Here is a 23352-nt window from a genome sequence, read left to right as displayed (position 1 = left end):
ATTAAATCAAGCGAAAGGAACTCTTTGCATGTCTCATCCTGTAAAAGGTGTCGATCATGTTTTTCTTCTGGTCAATGATCTGGATAAAAGTGCGGAGCAATATAGACGGCTTGGTTTCACGTTGAGCCCCCGCGGGCTTCACAGCAAGGAAAAAGGAACCGGCAATTACACGATCATGTTTCCTGATGATTATTTTGAGTTGCTTGGCATTGTTGCGCAGACGCAAGGCAATCTGCATCAGCGTGAGAAACTTGCCGCTCATGGGGAAGGTCTGCATGCAATCGCATGTCGTATTGAAAATGCTGAACAGGCAAAACGGGAATTAGCCACATTGGGTATTCAAACGGGTGCGGTGGGCAAGTTTTCCCGCCCGGTGAAGTTACCCAATGGAAGTGAAGGTGTGGCTGCCTTTGAGACAATTTCCTTTGATGACAAGGAAGTGCCGCAAGGCATGGTTTTCATGTGTCAGCACAAGACGCGCGAGACTGTGTGGCTGCCTGAATTAATCGAACATGAAAACGGAGCGAATGGCCTTTCAGCTATCATTGTCGTTTCAAATGATCCTGCGTCAACGGCTCATGCTTTTGCGCGATTATATGCTGATGGCAAGGCGACTGCTGAAGATGGCGCGTGGCGTGTTTATACAGGGCCGCGCTCAGCTGATATTGTTGTCTATGAGCGTGCCGATGCTGAAAAGCTCTATGGTGCTGAAACATTGAAGAACACTTCAATTGAAGCATTTGCCGGGCTTGCTATTCGTGTTGCCGATCTTGGAAAGACACGGTCCGTTCTCGATCATAACGGCGTCAGCTATGTTGAAAATGAAGGCAGGATAATTGTGCAGCCGGGTGAGGCAAGTGGCACGATTCTAGTTTTTGCAAAGTAAAGAAAACGGTGCTGCCCATGATAGATGGGTAACACCGTTTATATTCATTCAAGGATGAATATTGTGGTGGCGATATTTAATGCGATTTGAAAATATTGCCGCCCAGTAATTCTTCCATCTTGGCTATAGCAGCCTGTGCTCGTACTGAGTTGCCTGCCTCGTCAAGAGGGGGAGAAAATGCAGCAATGGCGCATTTCCCCGGGATAATTGCGACAAGACCACCACCAACACCGCTTTTCGCAGGCAGTCCGACAGTGTAAGCCCAATCACCGGAAGATGTGTACAGACCTTCCATCATCATTTCGGCTAATAATGGCGCGACATGCTTTTCCTGTATGACTCTTTTCTTGGTGACGGGATTGATCCCGCCAGCCGCCAAGGTTGCACCCATCGTTGCCAGATCCACGCAGTCTACAAGGGTTGAGCATTGCCGTGTGTAGATATCTACAGCGCGCATCGGGTCGCTATAACATGTGCCTGCACTGTAAAGCAGCCATGCAATGGCTCTGTTATGAAAGTTGGTATCCTGTTCGGATCGGTTTACTTCATCACTTAATTCAATTGAACGCCCGGCAAACTGACTTTGCATGCCAAGAATATTGGCCCAGCAACTTTCTACATCATCACCCGGTACGAGACTGGCGGCAGCAATTGCGCCAGCATTGACCAGGGGAGACAAAGGCTTGCCATCGTGAAGTTCTATTGCCTGTACAGAATTGAATGGTAGTCCTGTTGGGCTATCGCCGAGCTTTTCTCTTACAGCATCGGCGCCAATATTTTCCATCACCAGAGCAAGTGTAAATACTTTAGAGATGGATTCCAGTGCAAACTTATAATCATGGTTTCCTTTTTTAAAACACTGCCCATCTGCAGTAATGACGGATATCCCAAATAAATCACTTGGCACTTTCGCCAGAAATGGAATGTAGTCAGCATTTTTACCACCAGTAGTAGCATTGCCATACTGATATGCGGTATCAATTGCATCCAATATTTCTTGTGTCATTGCTTACCTCTGCCCTGTGATAATAAAATAGAATATTAAATAAATCTGAAATGCAATATATATTTGTAATTATTTTTCTGATGCTTGTTAGGGCGAGATATAAATAGGTCAATAGTATTTTTTTGAAAAAAAATGATTGACATATCTGCTTTGCTGCAACGTATTTTAGCGTGCAATCATGTATTGGTTGTTTACGTTACACCGCAATTGGGGGATTTTGAGATGTCTACGAAATCTATCAAAGGAAAGTATAACAGTCTTGATGATGTTTATGCATCATTAGAATTATCGGCCTCTTTGCCAAAGACGAAATTTCCAGATGATGAACGAGATCCACGTAACGTTTTTGCCGCTGTGCGTGATGAGTTGATGCTTGATGGAAACTCTCGTCAAAACCTTGCGACTTTTTGCCAGACATGGGTCGATGAAGAAATCCGTGATCTCATGGATTTGTCAATCGACAAGAATATGATTGATAAGGATGAGTATCCGCAGACTGCAGAAATTGAATCGCGCTGTGTTCACATGCTTGCGGATCTGTGGAATTCACCGGATGCAGAAAACACCCTTGGCTGCTCGACCATCGGTTCCTCAGAAGCTGCAATGCTGGGGGGGCTTGCGCTTAAATGGCAATGGCGGAAAAAGCGCGCTGCGGCAGGAAAATCGACGGATAAACCAAATCTTATCTGTGGTCCTGTACAGATATGCTGGCATAAATTTGCGCGTTATTTTGACGTTGAACTGCGTGAAATTCCACTTGAAGGCGATCGTTTGATCATGAGCCCGGAAGAGGTTCTAAAGCGCGTCGATGAGAATACGATTGGTGTTGTTCCAACACTTGGTGTCACATTTACCTGTCAGTTCGAACCAGTGAAAGCGGTGCATGATGCGCTGGATCAGCTGCAAAAAGAAACCGGGCTGGATATTCCAATCCATGTTGACGGCGCAAGCGGTGGTTTCCTTGCACCATTCTGTGCGCCGGATGTTGAATGGGATTTCCGCCTCCCACGGGTAAAATCCATCAATACATCTGGCCACAAATTTGGTTTGGCGCCACTCGGTGCTGGTTGGGTCATTTGGCGTGAAGCTACTGATCTACCGGAAGAGCTGATTTTCAATGTGAATTATCTTGGAGGCAATATGCCGACATTTGCATTGAATTTCTCGCGTCCCGGCGGGCAGATTATATCGCAATATTATAATTTCCTGCGCCTGGGCCGTGAAGGTTATACCAAAATTCACAATGCCTGTTATGAAACAGCGCAGTATCTTGCAAAGGAAATCGTCAAGATCGGACCTTTCGAGATGATCTTTGATGGTGACAGCCAAAAAGGCATTCCTGCCATTGCATGGAAATTAAAAGAACAGGAAGCTATCGGAGGCTATACACTTTACGATCTTGCGGATCGGTTGCGCAGTCGCGGCTGGCAAGTTCCGGCCTATTCCATGCCTGCCCATCGCGAAGACCTTGTTGTCCAACGTATTCTTGTTCGTCATGGTGTCAGCCGTGACCTGGCAAATCTGCTTGTTGGCGATATGAAACGTGCTGTTGATTATTTTGAAAAGCATCCTGTTAGCAAGCCGCTTACTTCTGAGGAAGCTGGTGGCTTCAACCACGGATAATGATGGTCCTGCTGAAGAAGTTCAGCAGGATTTTTTATTATCTGAAGTCAATGGCATTGATGCGTATGGCTTGGGTGTTTGGTAACGACTGAATTTTCGGATGCGTGCTGCACATGCAGCACGCATTATTGAACAATCAGTCTGTACCTTTCATTCAATTCTATAATCCTGTGCAATGTGCTCGCAAGAATGGCGCTAGATTAGCTCCATTAAGTGGCTTCCATATGGGAGAACTATTATGGCGAATGTAAAAGCAGCCAGTCCGGCTAAACAATTATCTATGATAGGTTTTTTTGCAATCACCGCCTCGATGGTGATGGCAGTTTATGAATATCCGACCTTTGCAACATCAGGCTTTAGTCTCGTCTTTTTTCTGTTACTTGGAGGGATACTTTGGTTTATCCCGGTTGGTCTTTGCGCCGCTGAAATGGCAACGGTAGAAGGCTGGGAAGAAGGGGGCGTTTTTGCCTGGGTTTCCAATACTCTTGGCGAACGATGGGGCTTTGCTGCAATCTCGTTTTGTTATCTCGAAATTGCGATCGGTTTTCTGCCGATGCTTTATTTTGTGCTTGGTGCGCTTTCCTATATTCTGAGTTGGCCGGCGCTTAATCAGGATCCTGTTACAAAAACCATCGCAGCCCTTATTATTCTCTGGGTGCTGGCCTTTACACAGCTCGGTGGCACCAAATATACGGCAATTATTGCAAAGCTTGGTTTCTTTGCAGGCATTTTGTTGCCCGCACTCATTCTTGCCGCACTTGCCATCAGCTATCTTGCCAGCGGAGCACCGCTGCAGATTGAAATGTCTGCACAGACGTTCTTCCCGGACTTCACGCAGATTGGCACTTTGGTCGTTTTCGTTGCCTTTATTCTAAGTTATATGGGCGTTGAAGCCTCTGCGACCCATGTCAATGAAATGAAAAATCCGGGTCGTGATTATCCGATCGCGATGATCCTGCTTATGATTGCAGCCATTGTGCTGAGCTCCATTGGTGGTCTTTCTGTTGCCGCGACCATTCCATCTAACGACATCAATCTCTCTTCTGGTGTCGTGCAGACATTCAGTGCATTGATTGGTCATTTCGGTCCGGGGTTTGAGTGGACAGTGCGCATTATCGCAGCTTTGTTGCTGCTTGGTGTGCTGGCTGAGATCGCTGCATGGATCGTTGGCCCATCACGCGGCATGTATGTCACAGCGCAAAAAGGTATCCTTCCAACAGTATTTGCGAAGGTAAATAAAAACGGCGTGCCAGTGGCACTGGTTGTTGCTCAGCTTCTGCTGACATCTGTTGCTATTATTGTACTTACCAATACGGGTGGCGGCAGCAACATGTCGTTCCTGATTGCTCTCGCACTTACTGTGGTTATTTATCTGTGCACCTATTTCCTGCTGTTCCTTGGCTATATCCATCTGATCCGTAAACAGCCGGAGCTTAAGCGTACGTTCCGTGTGCCGGGCAGTAATGGCTTCAAGATTAGTATTGCAGTTGTGGGCTTTCTTGTTTCGCTGCTTGCCTTCTTCGTTTCGTTCTATCCGCCTACCTCTATCGGTGGAGAGGCTGCTGATGAAACCTATGTGACCCTGTTGGTCGTGTGCTTCCTTGTCGTGCTGGTTATTCCGTTCATTGTCTATGCATTGCATGACAAACGCGGTAAAAAAACCAATGTTATGCTTGTGCCGATTAAATCGCACAATGCACCGGAAGGGCACTTCTTCATGCATCCACGCGCTCGCTCACCACATCATATTGTGGTGGATAACAGTGCAGGCAAGGCCAGCTCAGATGCTGCAACAAAGTGAGGTAGTCATATTCTAGTTTTGCAATAGTCAGGAAAGCCTCGAAAAATTTCTGATCGTGCCATATTGAATGGCAATGCATCTGAAATGCAAAGATCTGTTGAGCACATGCTATATGTTGTATGTGCTTGCAGACCTTGAAGATGCTGTCTGAAGAGGCTTTCCATGGCTCTATTCTTGATAATTCGGCATTATAATGAAGCGATTAGTTTTACGCAGGAGAATTGACAGTGGAGTTATTTTCCTGGTGTGAGCCATCGAACCTGATAGGAGGCTGCTGTCAGAGTGTTTGAAGTCGGTATGCGCTGACATAGTTCAGTGAAGTTCAGGCGGATTAAGCGACGTTTATAATATCATGCTTTCATAGTTAACCGTTAAAGGTACGTAATATAAAATCGGTACTAATTTTGGTTGGTTTTAAGATTTTAACAATTAGATTCATGGACTTATAGTCAATCTTCAATTCCCTGCAAAGTGTTGGGTTTAGGAATTGAGAGTTTCAGCGACCGATAGTGAAAGCGGTGTAGTTGGATATCCTGACAATCTGGAAAACTGTTTACAATTATTAAAGAGAACAATCTTTTACTACTTCTGAATCCCATTCGGCGATAGCTGTTGTCGTATTTGCTGGCAGGCCGAAACTTTTGAGAACAGTTGCGCACTCAGATTCCGGTAGATTTTTTTACAAGGAAGATGTTTGCCTGTTTGCTTTGAGATTTAGGCTGCAAGACCAGATAGTGTTCAGGCTGCATCGCCCGCTAGCTCACAGTTTTTTTCATCATGACCATTGTCAAGAAGAACTGCTATTGCTGTTTCAGCAAAGTTTGCTCTGGTGTAGTTTTCTATATACCAGCCGTTATGCTGAATTGTATACGGGGCCGTCCATTACCATACATCAACAATGTATGCATTAAATGACGACGGGCAGGGTATGCAGTTACAGTGTCCAAAAAAACGTAATATAAACAAAAATCCATGCTTGAGTTTTGCGGTGAGAGCGTCTAAGTCACCTTTATAAGTTGGGGCGTAGCCAAGCGGTAAGGCACCGGTTTTTGGTACCGGCATTCCCTGGTTCGAATCCAGGCGCCCCAGCCAATTTCAACCCGGTTTAGCTAGAATATTTCGGCATCTAATTGGATTAGATCAGCGTGTCTCAAATTTTTGTTTTGAGCCGTAAATCCTGTTTATAAAACCGTATTACGCTCTTCCGAGGCGTTCTAAAAGTAAAGTTGAAACCATTGGTCCATTTTAAAAATTGGTTTCAACCCGACCGCATATGTTTAATTATTTTTCAACTGCAATTGTAACGCGGATTGCATAAATATCCACGGGTTTGCCGGAACCACTAAGATCGGAATTAATAATGATCTTGCCTGCACGACCGGCAGATTGGCCTGCCGGAAACTCCTGATCAAAGAGGAAGTCACTCACAGAGTCGCGAACATCATAGCGCCTGCGTCCACAGTCCCCAAGACCTGCGAAATCACAGATGACTGTCATCTGGGTTGTTTTGCCATCATCACTGCGCGCAACAATATCAAAAGTCGCCTTCTTGCCAGCAAGCTGATTGAGAACTCCCTCTCCGACATCAAAGGTTACACTGTCTTCGACGCCTGCTGTTTGAACACGTACAAAACTATTTGAGCCTTCGCGTTGGATCTCAGCAGTCGCTCGTCCCTGAACAGACAGTTGTGTAGCATTTGCAGGGGTAAAAATATTGATCCAGCGTCGGCCTTCCGGGTCGTCGCCTTCTTTAATCGGCGCCATGCTGTTTTCGCTGAGAAGCGGACTGGAACCAGAGCTTCGGGTGAAATTTGAAAAGCTGTTGTAAAGAGAAAAAACAATCAACCCGAGTATAGCAATAATGAGCACTGGAAGCCCGATGCGTAATAAAGGTGATCGACGTTTCTTTTTAACCGGCTTTCGAGAGACTGTTGTTTCATAACCATGATTGGTCGAAGCCTGTCTCTTGCTTGCAGCAATGCGAATATCCGTTGGATCAAGGGCTGGAATAGACTCAAGACTGTCATCCCCAGGTGCAAGGTCAGAAGAAAGCGATGGATCGATTCTTGAACCCTCAACCTGAGCGGTGGTGAATTCTGCTTCGATTCTTGAGATCGCCTCTTTAACTTTCTCGCGCCGCTGATTTTTCTGTTCTTCGCTAAGTGTCGTATTGCTGGCAAACGCGCGTTCATGTGCGCTCCACGCCGCTTCATATATGCGCTGTCGAGTAGCCGGATTATGAGCATCCGATTTTGCGAGTGCATTTCTGATTGCGCGTTCGAAGCTTTCCAAAGGGACGTTCTTCCTTGGTTATGTATTGTTTTTTGGGCTTGCCAATATGCTAATTAAATAAGCCTCAGCGAAATTAAAGTCTGAATCAAGGCATTATCTGTTCATTAACCGTGTTGGCTAGCCTATTGACCTGTCAAAAGCACTTATTATTAGCTCTAATGTACATTTTCTTTGCCAAATTTGATGTTGCCGTCATTAAAAGCCGTGCTAAGTATATTACGTTTACGAAAACGTCAATTAATGGAGGATGAAATGTCATTGCCGGATATCTTGAAAAACAGACTTCGCATTCCTGTAGTTGCGGCGCCACTGTTTATCATTTCCAATCCGGCATTGGTGTTGGCGCAATGCAAGGCAGGTGTGGTCGGGTCATTTCCTGCACTAAATGCGCGTCCCGAGGCGCAACTTGACGAATGGCTGGCAGAAATCACTGAAGATCTTGATAAATACAATGCTGCAAATCAGGAGCATCCGGCTGCGCCTTTCGCGGTTAATCAGATCGTCCATCACTCCAATAAGCGACTTGAACATGACCTTGGTCTTTGCGTGAAATATAAGGTACCGATTGTCATTTCCTCGCTAGGCGCTGTGCCTGAAGTCAACGCAGCAATCCATTCTTATGGTGGCATTGTTCTGCATGATGTCATCAATAATCGCCATGCAAAATCAGCAATTCGCAAAGGCGCTGACGGGCTTATTGCGGTCGCAGCAGGTGCTGGCGGGCACGCAGGAGCACTTTCTCCTTTCGCTCTTATTCAGGAAATTCGCGAATGGTTCGACGGGCCATTGCTGCTCTCGGGCGCCATTGCCAATGGGGGTTCGATTCTTGCTGCTCAGGCTATGGGCGCCGATCTTGCCTATATTGGATCGCCATTTATCGCGACTACAGAAGCTCGTGCTTCAGAGGACTACAAACAGGCAATTGTCGACTCAAACGCATCGGATATTGTCTATTCTAACTATTTCACCGGAATTTCTGGCAATTATCTAAAATCATCTATCGCCAAATCTGGCCTTGATCCTGATAATTTACCCATTGCTGATCCATCAAAAATGGATTTCGGCAAAGCACAGCAGGAAGGTTCTAAAGCCTGGAAAGATATTTGGGGTTGTGGGCAGGGAATAGGTGCAATTAAAAATATCGTTCCTGTGGCCAAACTCATAAACCGGCTCGAACAAGAATATAGTGAAGCCTATAGTCGCATTGGTCGAATTGCCCAGAACCAATCTTGATAAGTGGGCAAGGTCTGTTCGCAGTAAGATGTAATTGCTCACAAACAGATAGAGCGGTTCTATTATTATTAATGCAAAAAGCGCCGGAAAACCGGCGCTTTTTCTTTCAGGCTTTAAAATCAATCAGGCAGCAACGGCCTTAGGTGTAATCAGGCCACGAGCGATAAGAAGCTCGGCAATCTGGATCGTATTAAGAGCTGCACCCTTGCGCAGATTGTCCGAAACAACCCACAATGAAAGACCGTTTTCAACCGTTATGTCTTCACGGATGCGGCTGATGTAAGTTGCGTCTTCGCCTGCCGATTCATAAGGTGTAATGTAACCACCATTTTCGTGCTTATCGACCACCTGACAACCTGGCGCTTCACGCAGAATTTCACGGGCTTCGTCAGCCGAAATCGGGTTTTCAAACTCGATATTGACTGCTTCAGAATGGCCAATGAACACCGGAACACGCACAGCTGTTGCCGTGAGCTTGATTTTTGGATCAAGCATTTTCTTGGTTTCGGCCATCACCTTCCATTCTTCCTTGGTATAGCCGTCTTCCATGAAGTCATCGATATGCGGGATCACATTGAATGCAATGCGCTTGGTAAACTTCTGAGCTGTAACAGGATCGGCCACGAAAACTGCACGCGACTGCTGGAAAAGCTCGTCCATACCCTCTTTGCCGGCCCCTGATACGGACTGGTAGGTTGAGACGACAACGCGCTTGATCTTGGCCGCATCATGCAAAGGCTTCAATGCGACAACAAGCTGTGCAGTTGAGCAATTCGGGTTGGCAATGATGTTTTTCTTGCGAAAACCTTCAATCGCATCCGGGTTCACTTCAGGAACGATCAGTGGCACATTGGCATCATAACGCCATGCAGACGAATTATCGATAACAACACAACCCTGTGCTCCAATTTTTGGAGACCATTCCTTGGAAATATTGCCACCAGCGGACATCAGACAAATATCAGTGTCGGAAAAATCGTACTGGTCCAGCGCTTTAACCTTCAGCGTTTTATCGCCATAGGACACTTCCGTTCCCTGACTGCGACGTGAAGCGAGTGCTACGACTTCATCAGCTGGAAAGCCACGTTCTTCAAGAATATTAAGCATTTCGCGACCGACATTTCCGGTAGCGCCGACGACTGCAACTTTAAAGCCCATTTATTTGTCTCCTGTCCTCTCCGCTTCCATAAAACCCGCGACCAGCGGGCCTTTCCCTGGGCCGGACCCGGGGAGAGAGGGCGAGCAGGCCAAGGGGTCAGACCGTTTTGATGGTCGTTTTAATGCAAGTGGCCGTGATAGTTTTGGAAACAGATGCCATAAGGACATCAATGGCGTTAAGGCCGTTGAGTTCATACAGGCAATGTGATGCGCAGCAAGCGTTCACGGGATTGTCTCCTTTTCCGAATGCGCTTTTAAGCCCTTTGAAGAAAGAGTCAATGTGTTTGCAGTGATATGCGCAACAAAACTGCTCAAATATGCAGAAACAATATCGCTTATTACGTGCGCATATTCGAACAGGAAGGCCCACCTAGCCTATATATTGTGGGCCTTAAATAAAAATACCAACTATTTAATAAAGCAGGCGCGTACGAATTGTTCCTGGAATTTCGCGCATTGCCTGCAATACATCATCAGCATGGTCTTCCATTGCATCGCCTTCGATCACCACATAGCCGACTTCGCCATCGGTTTGCAGAAACTGGCTGACGATGTTGATGTTATGCGACGAGAAAATATTAACAAGGCTGTTGAGAATGCCCGGGCGGTTTTCATGCACATGCATGAAACGTGTACCGCTTGGACGCGCTGGTAATTGTACCTGTGGGAAATTGACCGCTCCCAGTGTCGAGCCGACGTCTGAATATTCAACCAGCTTACGGCTGACTTCCATACCGATACGCTCCTGCGCTTCTTCGGTTGAGCCACCAATATGCGGAGTAAGAATAACATTCTCCAACCCTTGCAATGGAGAAACAAACGGGTCTTTGTTGGATGCCGGTTCAACCGGGAACACGTCAATCGCTGCACCGCCAAGATGGCCTTCTTTAAGAACCTTGGCCAGTGCTTCCAGATCAACCACAGAACCGCGCGCATTGTTGATGAGGAAGGCGCCTTTCTTCATCTTGCGCAATTTGGCTTCAGTGATCATCTTGGCCGTCGACTTGTTCGAGGGCACATGCAGGCTGATCACGTCTGAAATTTCAAGCAGTTCGTCGAGCGTATCTGTCGGGATAACATTGCCATATTGCAATTTGTCGGTCATGTCGAAATAGCGAACGGTCATGCCAAGGCTTTCCGCAAGATTACCAACCTGCGAACCAATATTACCATAGCCAACAATTCCAAGCGTCTTGCCGCGCACTTCACGGCTACCGGTCGCACTCTTGTCCCAACCACCTGTATGCGCTGAATTGGAACGCGGAAAAATACGACGCATCAGCATGATGATTTCGCCAATTACCAGTTCGGCAACTGAACGTGTGTTGGAGAAGGGGGCATTAAAGACCGGAATACCACGCTTTCTGGCAGCCTTCAGATCAACTTGATTGGTGCCAACCGAGAAGCAGCCGACCGCGACAAGGCGCTGCGCGGCTTCAAACACTTCATCAGTAAGCTGAGTGCGCGAACGAATACCCACAATATGCGCTGAAGCAATCGCCTCTATTAGCTCAGCCTTGTCCAGTGCTTTGGGAAGATGAACGACATTGGTATAACCAGACGACTTGAAATAATCGACAGCAGATTGGTTAATACCTTCGAGAAGAAGAACATTGATACGCTCACGCGCAAATGAAAGACGTACGGTCATGTTAGGGGCTTTCAGGCTCTGGCTCGGTGTTCGCTCAGCGACATAAATATATCCACAAATGTCGTCGCGATATTTTGGGGCATGCGGCGGATTTCAACTCTAGAAATTTATCAGCATCTATCGCGAATGCGGCTTAGCACTCAACGCAAGAGAAAAAAACCAAATTCGACGGAGAATGGCTATTAGCTGTCGTATTTGGATAATTATTATCGTTTTTCCGGTGGGTATCGAAATCAAGAGGCTGGAGAATTAAAATTGCTTTTCAAATTTTCTGAAAAGATAACTTCTTATTATTCTAATCTAATTATGATCAATAGGGTTCTGGTGCACATTTTTTAGCCGTTTAAAAGCAGCCTTATTCTGGAGGCATTTACGCCGCGAGCTCTGCAAAGATTCTGAATGGTGAGCGGTTGTCATGTGCAAATTGGTTTTAGAGGATCGTATGTGTCATTTTCGTCTGCAATCGACACAAGTCATCACACTACGTAGCAGACATGAAAAGTTTGCAACAGAACCTAGACGAACAAGCCAAACCGCAGAAAACCCTCACGCTTTGCCATTTTAGGCGCTCCGGGCCTGGGATGGTGCGATAACAGATAAGGGTGGCAGTTCCAGATTGGCGCGGAAGTCAGAACCGATATAATCCGTATCAATCAACGACCGTCGCCGAAGCTCCGGGATCAAACCATTTAGAAGCAAATCTTCCTGATCGGGATTACCAATGCCGTGCAGCGTGAGAACATCGACAGCACCTGTATTAAAGCGTTCTTCGATGGCGTCAACCAGTTGCTCCGGCGTGCCTGCAATAGACCAGTGGCCTGTTTCCTGCGCTTCAATAATCAACTGACGCAAGGTCAGGCCTTCACGCGCATAGCGACGGAACACTTCGACACGGCCCCGACGACGGTTAATGCTGGTGATTTCCGGCAACAGGTTTTCCGGCAATGGCTTGTCGAGTGGCAAATCGCTCAGATCAATATGCCCGCCGAGCATATCAGCAAGCTTGATACGCCCCTGATCATAATCGATTGCTTCATGCTTATCTTTCAGCCGTCGGGCAACATCGGCTTCCGATGAGCCAATCAGCGAATGAAGCGAGTTCATAATGAATGGCAGATTATTGCCACGCCCAAACTGTGCTGCGCGACGGCGCAGCTCGGTGGCAAAGGCCACAGCATCTTCGAGCTTTGGCTGTGACGTATAAACGACTTCAGCATAGCGGGCGCCAACCGTGATACCGGCGTCGGATTGACCCGCCTGAAACTGGACCGGACGACCCTGCGGAAGAGGTGGCACATTCAATGGCCCTTCTACGCTGAAATGCTTGCCCTTGTAATTGATAGAGTGAAATTTTTCCGGATGGACAGAGATATTACCCGATGCCTTGCGGGTAATCGCATCACGTTCATTCGCATCATAGAGCGCGTTGACGATTTCAATAAATTCTGCGGCCCGTTCATAGCGCTCTTCCGGACTTGGCAGATCGCCACCGAAATTCTCTTCGCCGACCGAAGAAGTCACGGCATTCCAGCCCGTTCTGCCACCGCTCAAATGATCCAGTGTTCCGATCTGGCGTGCAAGATTGTAAGGATGCAAAAATGTCGTTGAGACTGTTGCAATAAGTCCGATATGCGATGTGGCATGTGCCAGCGCTGCAAGCGCGATTACCGGGTCTTGCGTGCCGGTGGTGCCGGCAAGACCCGCCGGATCAAGTTGCAGAAGGTCGGCAGTAAAGAGACCGGTGATTTTCTCGGCTTCAGCCTTCTTTGCCAGCTCTATGGCGCGTTTGAACCCAAAGGTTTTGTCCTGATCATTGTCCGCGGAAATAACATTGCTGGCACCGAACAGGGTTTTCAAGCGGCGGGTATGTGTTCTGGTCATGGAAGTATCCTCGTGTTTTATGCCGCGCTTATCGTCGGAACGGCGTCGAGCAATGCGCGTGTGTAATTGTGCTGTGGTTGAGAAAAGACGCGTTCAACAGCGCCGCCTTCAACAATGCGTCCATCCTTCATCACCAGAACGCGATCTGTCAGATGGTGGACAACACCAAGGTCGTGTGAAATGAAAAGAAGCGATGTGCCGGAGGCAGCTTGTAGCTCGGCCAGAAGGTCGAGCACCTGCGCCTGCACCGATACATCAAGCGCACTCACAGGTTCATCGGCGATCAGCAGTTTCGGGCGCGGTGCAAAAGCACGCGCGATAGCGACACGCTGGCGCTGACCGCCCGACAGTTCACGGGGGTAGCGCTTGAGAAACTGCGATCCCAGACGCACAGCATCCAGTGCTTCCACCACGCGCTTGCGGCGGGCATCACCATAAACCTGAACTGAATCAAGGCTTTCACCGACGATTTTTTCAACCGTATAACGCGGGTCGAATGAACTGAGCGCATCTTGCGCAATCAGTTGCATATGAGCACGTCGGGGGCGACGCTGTTCTTCGCGCAGATTGCTCCAGAGCTGGCCATCAATATGCACTGTGCCCTGATCGGGCTCTGTAAGACCCAGAACAATCTTTGCAACGGTGGTTTTGCCAGAGCCGGATTCCCCGACAATGCCAAGCGCTTCACCAGCTTTCAGCGAGAAGGAGACATCATTGACGGCCAAAGGCGTGTTGGCTTTGCCATAATGTTTGAAAAGCCCTCTGGCTTCCAGAACATTGATGCTCTCATCGATACGCTTTGCTGGCAGGGCCACCCTGATTTGAGCTTGGTGCGGATGTGCCGGCGAGAGCCGAAAGCCACGTGATCCCGCTGATGGAACGGCTTCAAGCAAATGACGGGTATAGGCTTCCTTCGGCGCATTGAGGATCTGGTTAGTCGGGCCTTCTTCAACGATGCGGCCATTATGCATCACCAGAACGCGATCAGCCAGCCGTGAGACGACAGCAAGATCATGGCTGATCAGCAGAAGTGTCTGACCCGCCCGGCGGCGCTCTGCCAGCAGATCAAGGATCTGTTTTTGAACCGTTGCGTCAAGCGCTGTGGTTGGTTCGTCGGCAATGAGCAGCGAGGGCGAACGCGCAACCGCTGTTGCGATCAGTGCGCGTTGTCGCAAACCGCCCGAAAGCTGATGTGGATATTGCAGCAATCTTCGATCAGGGTCGGGAATGCCAACTGAACGCAACAAGGCTTTGCTGCGATCTGAAACGTCTGGTCGTCGAAAGAAGCTTGTTGTTCCAAATGCATCTGAAAGCTGTTGCGAGATACGACGTAGCGGATCAAGCGAAACAAGTGCATCCTGCAAGACAAAACCGATCTTGTTGCCGCGCAAACCCCGCCATTCCTTATCGCGGTAGTCAAGAACACTCAGACCATCGATCTCAAAAAGGTCAGCTTTGACGATTGCGCTTGGGCCTGAAAGCCCTATCAGTGCTCGGGCGGTCACCGACTTGCCCGAACCGGACTCTCCAACAAGCGCTACCGTCTCACCGCGATGAATGGTCAGATCGATGCCTTCGACGACTTTGACCAATTGGTCATCGCGTTGAAAGCTGATGGATAGGTTGCGAATTTCAACAAGGGATGTGGTCATGCTTGTCTCCGGCCTTCAAAGGCTAGCTGCCAGCGGCGTCCGAGACTGCTGATGGAGATGACGGTAAGCGTGATAGCCAGGCCCGGCCAGATGCCAATCCACCAGGCAACACGCAAATAATTACGCGCTTCTGAAAGCATCGCACCCCATTCTGGCGCTGGCGGTTGCGGTCCCATACCAAGAAAGCTCAAGCCTGCCGCACTGATGATCGCAGTGCCAAGCCCGATTGTTGCAAGAATTGGTACCTGCGCAATCGCATGAGGAAGAATGTGACGCAGCACGAGGATGTGACGTTTCAGCCCAAATGTTTTCGCCTGCTCAACATAACCGCTCTGCGCAATAACAAAGGTCTGCGCACGCACGACGCGGGCGAAACGCGGAATAATCGCGACCCCAAGCGCAAAAATCAGATTGATTGTACCCGGTCCCGTAAACGAGATGAAAACAAGAGCCAGCAGCAGATCGGGAAACGAAGACACGACATCGAGAAAACGGGAAATTGCTTCATCCATCAGGCCGCGCGATAATCCAGCCAGCAGCCCTAGAATAGAGCCAGCGATAGCGCCAATGGCCACAGCACTAAAACCGATCAGTACCGAATAACGCGCACCATGGACCACGCGGGAAAACACATCTCGTCCCAGATGATCTGTGCCAAACCAATATTCTGCTGAAGGCGGCAATTGCGCTTGTAGTGGATCGGCGAGCAATGGATCGGCCCTTGTGAGTAAACCCGGCCAGAGCGTTGCAACGGTAATAAGCGCCAGAAAAAGCGACGGCATTGCCAATGCCGGGCGCGAAAGGATAAATCGGGCCGAATTAAGAAAACCAGCAGCAGCGGGTTTTGCCGTCGAGCGGGTTTCAAGTGCGGGGGTGACACTCATGATCTATCTCCGGCCTTCGGTTCTCAGGCGCGGATCAATCAGCAGATAGAGCACATCAACGATGGTGCTCATCACCACATAGATAAATGCCGAGAAAATAGCGACAGCCAGCACCACCGGCAGGTCGTGATAAAGCACTGCATCAACGGTGATGCGCCCAAGACCAGGTCGCCCGAAGACGGCTTCGGTAATGACGGCGCCTGAAAGAAGCCCACCAATCAGCCAGCCTGTCAATGTGACTGCTGGCAGTGAAGCGTGGCGCAAACCATGCCTCAGACGCAACACAAGATTGCTGGTTCCCCAACTGCGCACTGTAAGCGCAAAAGGTTCTTCCAGTGCGCGTTCCAGACCTTCGCGCAAAACCTGCCCAATGACCGCGCCCAAGGACAAGCCCAGAGATAGGGCTGGCAGAACGAGTGCTGCGAAACTCCTGTCACCCGACACCGGAAACAGCTTGAGTGTGAAGGAAAAGACGAAAAGCAGAACAATACCAAGCCAGAAGGACGGTGTTGAAATCAGCACCAGCTCAGTGCCTGCTGCTATTGAGCGTGGCAGCTTTTTACCCGCAGTCAAAACGGCACTGGCGACAGCATAAACCAATGCTACAAAAAGTGCTGCGCCGGCGAGCTTCAAGGTCGGCCACATCTGCGAAAACAGTAGTTGGGATACATCCGTTTGCAGATAATAAGAGCGACCGAAATCGCCATGCAATATACGTCCCAGATAGGACAGGTATTGCATGAAAATGGGATCATCCAGACCCCATTCTGCACGAATGGCGGCTTCAACTTCCGTCGTGCGTAACTGTTCGCCAATCAATATGCTGACGATATCGCCGGGCGCGAGATGTACGCTGATGAAGCTCAGCGTAATCGCCGCCCAAAGGACTAACAGGCCTGAGCTGACGCGCAGGGTGATTTGCCTAGCAAGGTTGCTGCGCGGAACTCCAAAACGCCAGGGCAACCAGCTTGCGGGTGCACGACCGATAGCCGTTGTGTTTTCTGCATCCATGATCTGTAGCTCCTTTGTACCGAAATCCGCAGGGCAGCGTTTTATTCGCTACGCCAGATATTGTGTGCGCTTTCAGGAAGTTGTTTGAAAGGACGGTAGCTGATGCCTTTGACATAGCTTGCCGCCGCAACCTGATCTTCAGGCTCGTAGAGCGGCAGGGCATAGGCCTGATCCAGAATGGCAAAGTTTTGCAGCTTGCTGTAAAGCTCGAACCGCTTGCTCTGATCGAGTGTTGAGGCGGCTTCATTCAGCCATTGTTCCAGTTCCGGTGCGGAGGCGCGGCTGTAATTGATGTAACCGCCTTTATCGAGTGGCAGATAATGCAGCTCGATATCAACCGCATCGGTTGGCGTATTGGAATTGGCAATCGAGCCAAATTCGCCGGTCTTGCGGCGATCTGTGTAGGTCCCGGCATCAACATAAACGATCTTGAGGTCGATGCCTGCATTCTGACGTGCTTGTGCCTGTAAGGCCTGTAAAAGAACGTCGCGCTGATCGCGCACGGTAGCTTGTGCCTGAATAACTTCAATGGTCAGCGGTTTTCCATCCTTGGTGCGAAAACCTTCTGCATTGCGTTCGGTCCAGCCCGCTTCATCGAGAAGCTTGTTAGCAAGCTCCGGATTGGCACCGTATTTTCCTTCAATGCTTTTGTCGTAGAACTGCGGATCAATCGGCGAAGTAATGCCCCATGCGCGAGTGCGTTCGCCGCGATAGACAGATTTGAGAACGGCGTCGACATCAATCGCTGCAACCAGCGCTTTGCGAACATTAAGCTCCTGCGTCGGTCCCCATTCGACATTGAGAAAAAGCGAATAAGGTGTACCGGTGTTCAAGGCAGTCAGATAAGTGAAATCTGGATTATCTTTGAACAGGGCTGCATCATTGCCGGAAACACCTTCAATGACATCAACCTGACCAGATGTCAGTGCGCCGGTTCTGACTGAAGACTCGCCCAGGAAACGGTAGGTCACTTCATCAAGATAGGCCGGACCCTGATGGCCGGCATTTGCAGGAGCCCAATTATAATCCGGGTTCTTTACAAAATTGAGTTCCTGCCCTTTGGCATAGCGCTTCAAAATGAAAGGACCGGTTCCTGCAATCTCAGGTCCGCCAGATTTGATCTCTTCTGATTTAAATGAAGCAGGTGAGAGAAGTTCCAGGCTGGCAATATAGTCGAGAAATGGCGCATAAATGCCTTTGAGGGTGAAGCTGACGGTGTTTTCGTCAAGTGCTTTCGCTTCTGCAATCCGCGACACTGGCCCGGTGCTCGTGCTGCCGGAATAGGCCGGATCTTTGAGTGCAGTGATATTGGCTACGACGGCTTCTGCGTTGAATTTTTCGCCATCCGTAAATTTTACATCATCGCGAAGCGTAAATGTATAAGTTTTACCATCGTCCGAGATCTTATATTCCTTGGCAAGCCAAGGCACATAGCCGCCGTCAGCAGTGCGTGCGAGCAAAGATTCATAAACATTGCGCAGCAGTAGTTTTGTCTTGTCCTGACCATTGAGTTGCGGATTAAGCGTAGCGGGCTGGGTTTCAACACCCCAGACCAGCTTGCCGCCTTCAACAGGTTTGGCATCTTCTGCAAAAGCGATTTTTGGCAATGCAACGGTTGCAAGAAGAGCAGTTGCGAGTGTGAGAAAATATCGGCGATTTATCATGTATCAGACTCTCCAGAGAGGGATGCAATTAATCTTGAAGCCATATGTCGTATGCGTTTTCAGGAAGTCGCTTGAAAGGACGGAAACCGATACCTTGTACGCGGGATGAAGCAGCGATCTGGTCTGCTGGCACATAAAGCGGCAGACCATAAGCTTGATCGAGCAACGCAAAACGTTGCAATTCTGCGTAAGTCTCAAAACGCTTCTGGGGATCAAGAGTAGAGGCCCCCTGATCCAGCCATTCGGAGACCTTCGGATCTTCTGTTCTGCTATAATTGATCGAACCGCCCTTATCGCGCGGCAGATAATGGAAATAGATGGTGACACCATTTTCCTGCGTCGTGGTCGAATTCGGAATGATGCCGTATTCGCCGTCTTTCTGACGGCTGGAATAGGTGCCGGCATCGACATATTGCAGCGCAATATCGATGCCTGCATTTTGCCGGGCCTGTGCCTGTACCGCCTGCAACAGAATATCCCGCTGGTCGCGCACAGTGGATTGGGACTGCACCACCTCGATTGTCAGGCGCTTGCCGTCCTTGGTACGAAACCCGTCTGCATCGCGTTCTGTCCAACCAGCCTCATCAAGAAGCTTGTTGGACAGTTCCGGATTAAAGCCATAGGAACCCTCAATCGACTTGTCGTAAAAATCAGTGTCGGCAGGTGTCAAAATACCCCAGGCACGTTCACGTTCACCCCGATAAACCGACTGAATAATGCGCTCGACATCAATCGCAGCCAGCACTGCTTTACGCACATTAACGTCGGAGGTTGGTTCACGGGTGATGTTGAGATAGAGCGTATAAGGTGTTCCGGTATTGATTGACGTTTGGTAGCTAAATTCCGGGTTATCCTTGAAAAGCTGAGCATCATTGCCTGAAATACCTTCAGCAGCATCAATCTGACCGGAAGTCAGAGCACCAATGCGCACAGAAGATTCAGGCAGAAAACGATAGGTCACATCATCGAGATAGGCCGGACCCTGATGCGCCGCATTTTGTGGCGCCCAATTATAGTCCGGGTTTTTAACGAAGCGGATTTCCTGCCCTTTGACATAACGATCGATAATAAAAGGGCCGGTTCCGGCAACTTCTTTTCCGCCAGCTTTTAATTGCGAAGATTCAAATGCCTTGGGCGAGATGATTTCAATGCCAGCAGCGCCATCAAGAAAAGGTGCGTAAACGCTGTCGAGTTTAATAACCACTGTTAGCGGATCAACAGCCGTTACTTCGCTGACACGGGCAACATGGCCTGCGCTTATGCTGCCCGAGTAGGTTGGCTCTTTGAGTTTTGTGAAGTTGAGAGCAACAGCCGCCGCATCGAATTTCTCACCATCCGAAAACTTCACGCCGTCACGTAGTTTAAATGTGTAGGTTTTGCCGTCTTCAGAAACGTCATAGCTCTTGGCGAGCCATGGCACATAGTCACCTTCAGGTGTGCGGGCTAACAGAGATTCATAGCTGTTACGCAGAATGAGCTTGGCTTTCGCCTGGCCATTAAGATGCGGGTTCAATGTGCTGGGCTCTGTCTCAACGCCCCAAGTGAGAGAACCACCACTGACAGGCTCAGAACCCGACTGCGCAAAAGCAATGCCTGCTCCGGCGGAATAAATGAGTGCCAAGGCACTGATGCAGCTTAATAAAAGTCGTCTTGTTACCAATTTGAATATCCAGTTTAGGGAAATGAAAGATTTTATGCTGCGATAGCCGGGCGAGCATCGGCGAGAAGCTCAATCGTCCTAAGACGGTGCGCACCATCAGCAACCGGACAATCGACAACGAATTCTTTGACGCCGAACTCCCGATGCAGCTGCGCGAGTTCCGAATGAACGTGTTCCGGTGTGCCGCGAATGACATGCGGAGTCCGCTCTTCGATTGTATAATGGGTGGCGCCTGCCTGCTTTACATATTCGATCGCCTGCTCTTCGCTGCCAACATTGACAGGCTGCAAACCTTCAACCGCAACGCGGAATCTCCGAATATCACCATTCAGCCATTCCGCTTCGTGATTGCTATCCGCCACGATGATGCTGACGGCAAGTATTGCTGGGCGATGCGTAATCGCCTGATAAGCTGTGAGCGCTGCCTTGATGGCCTCCGCATCCCCCTGAATATGCCCGGCATAAACAAATTCCCAATCGAGACGGGCAGCAATTTCTGCGCTTTCAATGCTGGCACCAAGAAGAAACCTTTCCGGCTTTTGCGGCGGAACCGGATAGGCTGCCAGATGACTTTCTTCATCCGGTTCCACCTGATGATGGCTGAGATAGTGATCCAGTTCACTCAGTTGCTTCTCGAAGGAAAGTTTTTTCGCCGGGTCATAAGCGGCTTGCAGGGCACGCGTTGAAAGCGGCAAACCTCCCGGTGCCTTCCCCACACCCAGATCAACGCGATCCGGCGCCAGCGAAGACAGAAGATTGAAATTTTCGGCAACTTTATAGGCACTGTAATGCTGGAGCATGACACCACCCGACCCGATCCTGATATGCTTCGTATGAGCGAGCAGAAATCCGATCAGCACTTCGGGCGATGAACTCGCAAGCGAAGGGGAGTTATGATGCTCGGCAACCCAGAAGCGTCTGAAGCCTGCTTTCTCCGCTTTCTGCGCGAGCGCAACTGTTCGGTTTAATGCCGTTCTGGCATCCTCTCCGGCTTGAATTGGGCTCTTATCAAGAAAGCTAAGCGCGTAAGGCATGTAATCCTCATCAGTAAACTTAATGAAGATATAACCTATGTTTTTTGCTGTTCACTAATCGAGCAATGTTGTTCCAATATTATATCAATGTTTAAACGATAATGCCGTGCAAATATAATTTTAAATAGGCAATCTGGAAAAGAGATACTTCACAATGCTTAGATTTATGCTCCTGCAAATAATCTATTTTGAAGTATTTGTTTTCCCGGAGGCCTGCAATGGTAGATATTATTTTTCAATCATCTCTTCTGGACCCTGCTGCACAGCCTCTTATTGATGGGCTGGTTCATGAGTATGACAACCGCTACGCCAATCTGGAGCGTCCGGGTGGCGCACGCGCTGAAATCCTGCGTTATCCTGTCGAGGCATTCGCGCCGCCACTGGGTGGCTTTCTGCTGTTACAGCGCCACGGCGAAACCATTGCCGGTGGTGCCTTCATGAGCCATGATGATGAGACTGTGGAATTGAAGCGCATCTGGACTGCAACGCATTTACGCAGACAGGGACTGGCTCGCCGCATCGTCCTGGCACTCGAAGAGAACGCAGGAAAACTTGGTTATACACGAGCCTATCTGTCTACGGGGTTTCGTCAGCCGGAAGCGGCTGCACTTTATATCTCACTGGGCTACCGGCCACTTTTTGATACCTCAGCCAATGCGGAACAATATCGCTCGCTGCCGTTTGAAAAGCATATAGGGGCTAAGCTGGGTCAGTCGATTTCAACACCGCTCTACCCGGCATCTGCATCCTTTGAAGAGGCGACCCGGCGCGTACAGGAACGCAAATCTGAGCAGGAAGCAAAAATTCTGGCGCGTCTGCAAAACTATCGTGAAACCGCAGCGTGAGAAAGCAAATATAAAATGCCCCTTTCACATATTGAACATTTTGCCTTCCTCATTCCCGGCAGCCATCGCGAGAATGATCCTGCGCAGGGCCTGGAAGACACGTTGCAGCTTTTTGAGCATGGTGAGAGACTAGGCTATGACAGCGGCTGGGTGCGCCAGCGTCATCTGGAACGTGGCATCTCTTCGGCTGCGACCTTTCTCGCTGCCGCTTCGCAGCGAACAAAACATATCGGTCTTGGAACTGCGGTTATCCAGCTTGGTTATGAAAACCCGTTCCGGCTGGCTGAGGATCTTGCGACTGTGGACCTGTTGTCAAAGGGCAGGCTGAATGTTGGCGTTTCAGTTGGTGCGCCGCCTTTTGCGCATCTTATCGCTGATTTTGTCGATGCCGCTCCGATCGTAGATTATAGTCATACGCGTGCAGAAAAACTGGCACAGGCTCTGCGGTCAGAACCGCTTTCAGGCGAAACCGAAGCAGGCAATGCTGCGGGTGCGCAGATACCGCGCCTGCGTCCCTTTGCTGAAGGGCTGACTGATCGGCTCTGGTATGGCGCAGGTTCACAGAATTCGGCGCTATGGGCCGGAAAATCAGGCTTTAACTTGCTGACCGGCAATATCATCACGGGTGAAAACACCGATGATTTTCTGACAGCACAAAAAGCACTGATTGAACGCTTCCAGCAGGAATGGCGACATGAACGTGCGCCACGTGTTGCACTGGGTCGCGTGATCCTGCCCACAGACAGCGCGAGCGCGGATGTACGTCACCGTTATAAGGAGTTTGTTGCAGAGCGCGACAAACGAACAGGCTTTGCTCATGGTCCGCGCCGTACGCTGTTTTTGCCCGATATTACAGGCACAATTGAACAAATTCTGGAAACACTCGCCGCCGATCCTGTTCTGCCGCTTGTATCCGAGTTTCGCCTCGAGCTGCCTTACGAATTTCACGCAGAAGATTATGCGCAGATCCTGTCGGACTTTGCGCAACTTCTTCCCGCTGCCGACGCGAAAAAGCCTGGGCTGAATATTGCTCACGCAGGCTGGTCGTCCACCTCATCCATTTAAGATCGG

The 23352-nt window shown here is 49.3% G+C and carries 17 protein-coding genes and 1 tRNA gene; 7 read left to right on the top strand and 11 right to left on the bottom strand.

Annotated features, from left to right (window positions below):
* Positions 1 to 28 precede the first annotated feature (28 nt).
* Positions 29 to 886 carry a VOC family protein gene (locus FHY56_RS15285; RefSeq protein ID WP_140906018.1) on the top strand — a complete coding sequence of 286 codons (858 nt, stop codon included), beginning with the start codon at positions 29 to 31 and terminating at the stop codon, positions 884 to 886.
* A gap of 76 nt (positions 887 to 962) precedes the next feature.
* Here the strand turns inward: FHY56_RS15285 and glsA are convergent, their stop codons facing one another.
* On the bottom strand, positions 963 to 1892 hold the full coding sequence (gene glsA, locus FHY56_RS15280; protein WP_140906017.1) for a glutaminase A: 930 nt from the start codon (positions 1890 to 1892) through the stop codon (positions 963 to 965).
* 222 nt (positions 1893 to 2114) lie between these two features.
* Between glsA and FHY56_RS15275 the strand changes: the two genes are divergently transcribed.
* From FHY56_RS15275 to FHY56_RS15265, 3 genes are all read left to right on the top strand, one after another.
* Positions 2115 to 3515, top strand: a complete 1401-nt coding sequence (locus tag FHY56_RS15275; protein ID WP_140906016.1) for a glutamate decarboxylase — start codon at positions 2115 to 2117, stop codon at positions 3513 to 3515.
* A 238-nt stretch (positions 3516 to 3753) separates the two neighbouring features.
* The gene (gene gadC / locus FHY56_RS15270; protein ID WP_140906015.1) at positions 3754 to 5316 is read left to right on the top strand and encodes a glutamate/gamma-aminobutyrate antiporter; all 1563 of its coding nucleotides are present in this window, start codon (positions 3754 to 3756) and stop codon (positions 5314 to 5316) included.
* 1017 nt (positions 5317 to 6333) lie between these two features.
* Positions 6334 to 6408 (top strand) — tRNA-Gln (locus FHY56_RS15265).
* Positions 6409 to 6597: 189 nt separating this feature from the next.
* Here FHY56_RS15265 and FHY56_RS15260 read toward each other — a convergent pair.
* Complete coding sequence (locus FHY56_RS15260; protein WP_140906014.1) at positions 6598 to 7608, bottom strand: hypothetical protein; 1011 nt, start codon at positions 7606 to 7608, stop codon at positions 6598 to 6600.
* A gap of 252 nt (positions 7609 to 7860) precedes the next feature.
* On the opposite strand from FHY56_RS15260, the gene FHY56_RS15255 reads away from it, so the two are divergent.
* Positions 7861 to 8841, top strand: a complete 981-nt coding sequence (locus tag FHY56_RS15255) for an NAD(P)H-dependent flavin oxidoreductase (protein ID WP_140906013.1) — start codon at positions 7861 to 7863, stop codon at positions 8839 to 8841.
* 123 nt (positions 8842 to 8964) lie between these two features.
* On the opposite strand, the gene FHY56_RS15250 is transcribed toward FHY56_RS15255, so the two are convergent.
* From FHY56_RS15250 to FHY56_RS15210, 9 genes are all read right to left on the bottom strand, one after another.
* A complete protein-coding gene (locus tag FHY56_RS15250; RefSeq protein ID WP_140906012.1) occupies positions 8965 to 9999 on the bottom strand; it encodes an aspartate-semialdehyde dehydrogenase in 1035 nt (344 codons plus the stop codon).
* A 412-nt stretch (positions 10000 to 10411) separates the two neighbouring features.
* Positions 10412 to 11650, bottom strand: a complete 1239-nt coding sequence (gene serA / locus FHY56_RS15245) for a phosphoglycerate dehydrogenase (RefSeq protein ID WP_140906011.1) — start codon at positions 11648 to 11650, stop codon at positions 10412 to 10414.
* 561 nt (positions 11651 to 12211) lie between these two features.
* Positions 12212 to 13531: an NtaA/DmoA family FMN-dependent monooxygenase gene (locus tag FHY56_RS15240; protein WP_140906010.1), complete on the bottom strand. Its 1320-nt coding sequence runs from the start codon at positions 13529 to 13531 to the stop codon at positions 12212 to 12214.
* A gap of 17 nt (positions 13532 to 13548) precedes the next feature.
* The gene (locus FHY56_RS15235; RefSeq protein WP_140906009.1) at positions 13549 to 15183 is read right to left on the bottom strand and encodes a dipeptide ABC transporter ATP-binding protein; all 1635 of its coding nucleotides are present in this window, start codon (positions 15181 to 15183) and stop codon (positions 13549 to 13551) included.
* Complete coding sequence (locus FHY56_RS15230; RefSeq protein ID WP_140906008.1) at positions 15180 to 16067, bottom strand: ABC transporter permease; 888 nt, start codon at positions 16065 to 16067, stop codon at positions 15180 to 15182. Before FHY56_RS15230 ends, FHY56_RS15235 begins: the two co-directional genes overlap by 4 nt.
* 3 nt (positions 16068 to 16070) lie before the next feature.
* Entirely contained in the window at positions 16071 to 17078 is a 1008-nt protein-coding gene (locus tag FHY56_RS15225; protein ID WP_140906007.1) for an ABC transporter permease, read from the bottom strand.
* A gap of 41 nt (positions 17079 to 17119) precedes the next feature.
* Entirely contained in the window at positions 17120 to 18742 is a 1623-nt protein-coding gene (locus FHY56_RS15220; protein ID WP_140906006.1) for an ABC transporter substrate-binding protein, read from the bottom strand.
* Positions 18743 to 18770: 28 nt separating this feature from the next.
* Positions 18771 to 20402 (bottom strand): ABC transporter substrate-binding protein, encoded by a 1632-nt coding sequence (locus FHY56_RS15215; RefSeq protein WP_140906005.1) that lies wholly within the window; start codon positions 20400 to 20402, stop codon positions 18771 to 18773.
* 32 nt (positions 20403 to 20434) lie between these two features.
* The gene (locus FHY56_RS15210) at positions 20435 to 21436 is read right to left on the bottom strand and encodes an LLM class flavin-dependent oxidoreductase (protein WP_140906004.1); all 1002 of its coding nucleotides are present in this window, start codon (positions 21434 to 21436) and stop codon (positions 20435 to 20437) included.
* 218 nt (positions 21437 to 21654) lie between these two features.
* Between FHY56_RS15210 and FHY56_RS15205 the strand changes: the two genes are divergently transcribed.
* A complete protein-coding gene (locus tag FHY56_RS15205) occupies positions 21655 to 22281 on the top strand; it encodes a GNAT family N-acetyltransferase (protein WP_140906003.1) in 627 nt (208 codons plus the stop codon).
* 15 nt (positions 22282 to 22296) lie between these two features.
* Entirely contained in the window at positions 22297 to 23346 is a 1050-nt protein-coding gene (locus FHY56_RS15200; protein ID WP_140906002.1) for an LLM class flavin-dependent oxidoreductase, read from the top strand.
* Positions 23347 to 23352 lie beyond the last annotated feature (6 nt).

Origin of the sequence: Brucella gallinifaecis, assembly GCF_006476605.1 — a bacterium.
Taxonomy (GTDB): domain Bacteria; phylum Pseudomonadota; class Alphaproteobacteria; order Rhizobiales; family Rhizobiaceae; genus Brucella; species Brucella gallinifaecis.
Note: the sequence above shows the minus strand (reverse complement) of the source record. Positions and strands in the feature narration are given on the sequence as shown.

Bases quoted from the DNA above. Each gene is read 5' to 3' on its own strand.
- FHY56_RS15235 (WP_140906009.1), bottom strand. From the start codon at position 15,183: ATGACCACATCCCTTGTTGAAATTCGCAACCTATCCATCAGCTTTCAA.
- FHY56_RS15210 (WP_140906004.1), bottom strand. From the start codon at position 21,436: ATGCCTTACGCGCTTAGCTTTCTTGATAAGAGCCCAATTCAAGCCGGA.
- FHY56_RS15250 (WP_140906012.1), bottom strand. From the start codon at position 9,999: ATGGGCTTTAAAGTTGCAGTCGTCGGCGCTACCGGAAATGTCGGTCGC.
- FHY56_RS15275 (WP_140906016.1), top strand. From the start codon at position 2,115: ATGTCTACGAAATCTATCAAAGGAAAGTATAACAGTCTTGATGATGTT.
- FHY56_RS15200 (WP_140906002.1), top strand. From the start codon at position 22,297: ATGCCCCTTTCACATATTGAACATTTTGCCTTCCTCATTCCCGGCAGC.
- FHY56_RS15220 (WP_140906006.1), bottom strand. From the start codon at position 18,742: ATGATAAATCGCCGATATTTTCTCACACTCGCAACTGCTCTTCTTGCA.
- glsA (WP_140906017.1), bottom strand. From the start codon at position 1,892: ATGACACAAGAAATATTGGATGCAATTGATACCGCATATCAGTATGGC.
- FHY56_RS15240 (WP_140906010.1), bottom strand. From the start codon at position 13,531: ATGACCAGAACACATACCCGCCGCTTGAAAACCCTGTTCGGTGCCAGC.
- FHY56_RS15285 (WP_140906018.1), top strand. From the start codon at position 29: ATGTCTCATCCTGTAAAAGGTGTCGATCATGTTTTTCTTCTGGTCAAT.
- FHY56_RS15205 (WP_140906003.1), top strand. From the start codon at position 21,655: ATGGTAGATATTATTTTTCAATCATCTCTTCTGGACCCTGCTGCACAG.
- serA (WP_140906011.1), bottom strand. From the start codon at position 11,650: ATGACCGTACGTCTTTCATTTGCGCGTGAGCGTATCAATGTTCTTCTT.
- FHY56_RS15230 (WP_140906008.1), bottom strand. From the start codon at position 16,067: ATGAGTGTCACCCCCGCACTTGAAACCCGCTCGACGGCAAAACCCGCT.
- FHY56_RS15225 (WP_140906007.1), bottom strand. From the start codon at position 17,078: ATGGATGCAGAAAACACAACGGCTATCGGTCGTGCACCCGCAAGCTGG.
- gadC (WP_140906015.1), top strand. From the start codon at position 3,754: ATGGCGAATGTAAAAGCAGCCAGTCCGGCTAAACAATTATCTATGATA.
- FHY56_RS15255 (WP_140906013.1), top strand. From the start codon at position 7,861: ATGTCATTGCCGGATATCTTGAAAAACAGACTTCGCATTCCTGTAGTT.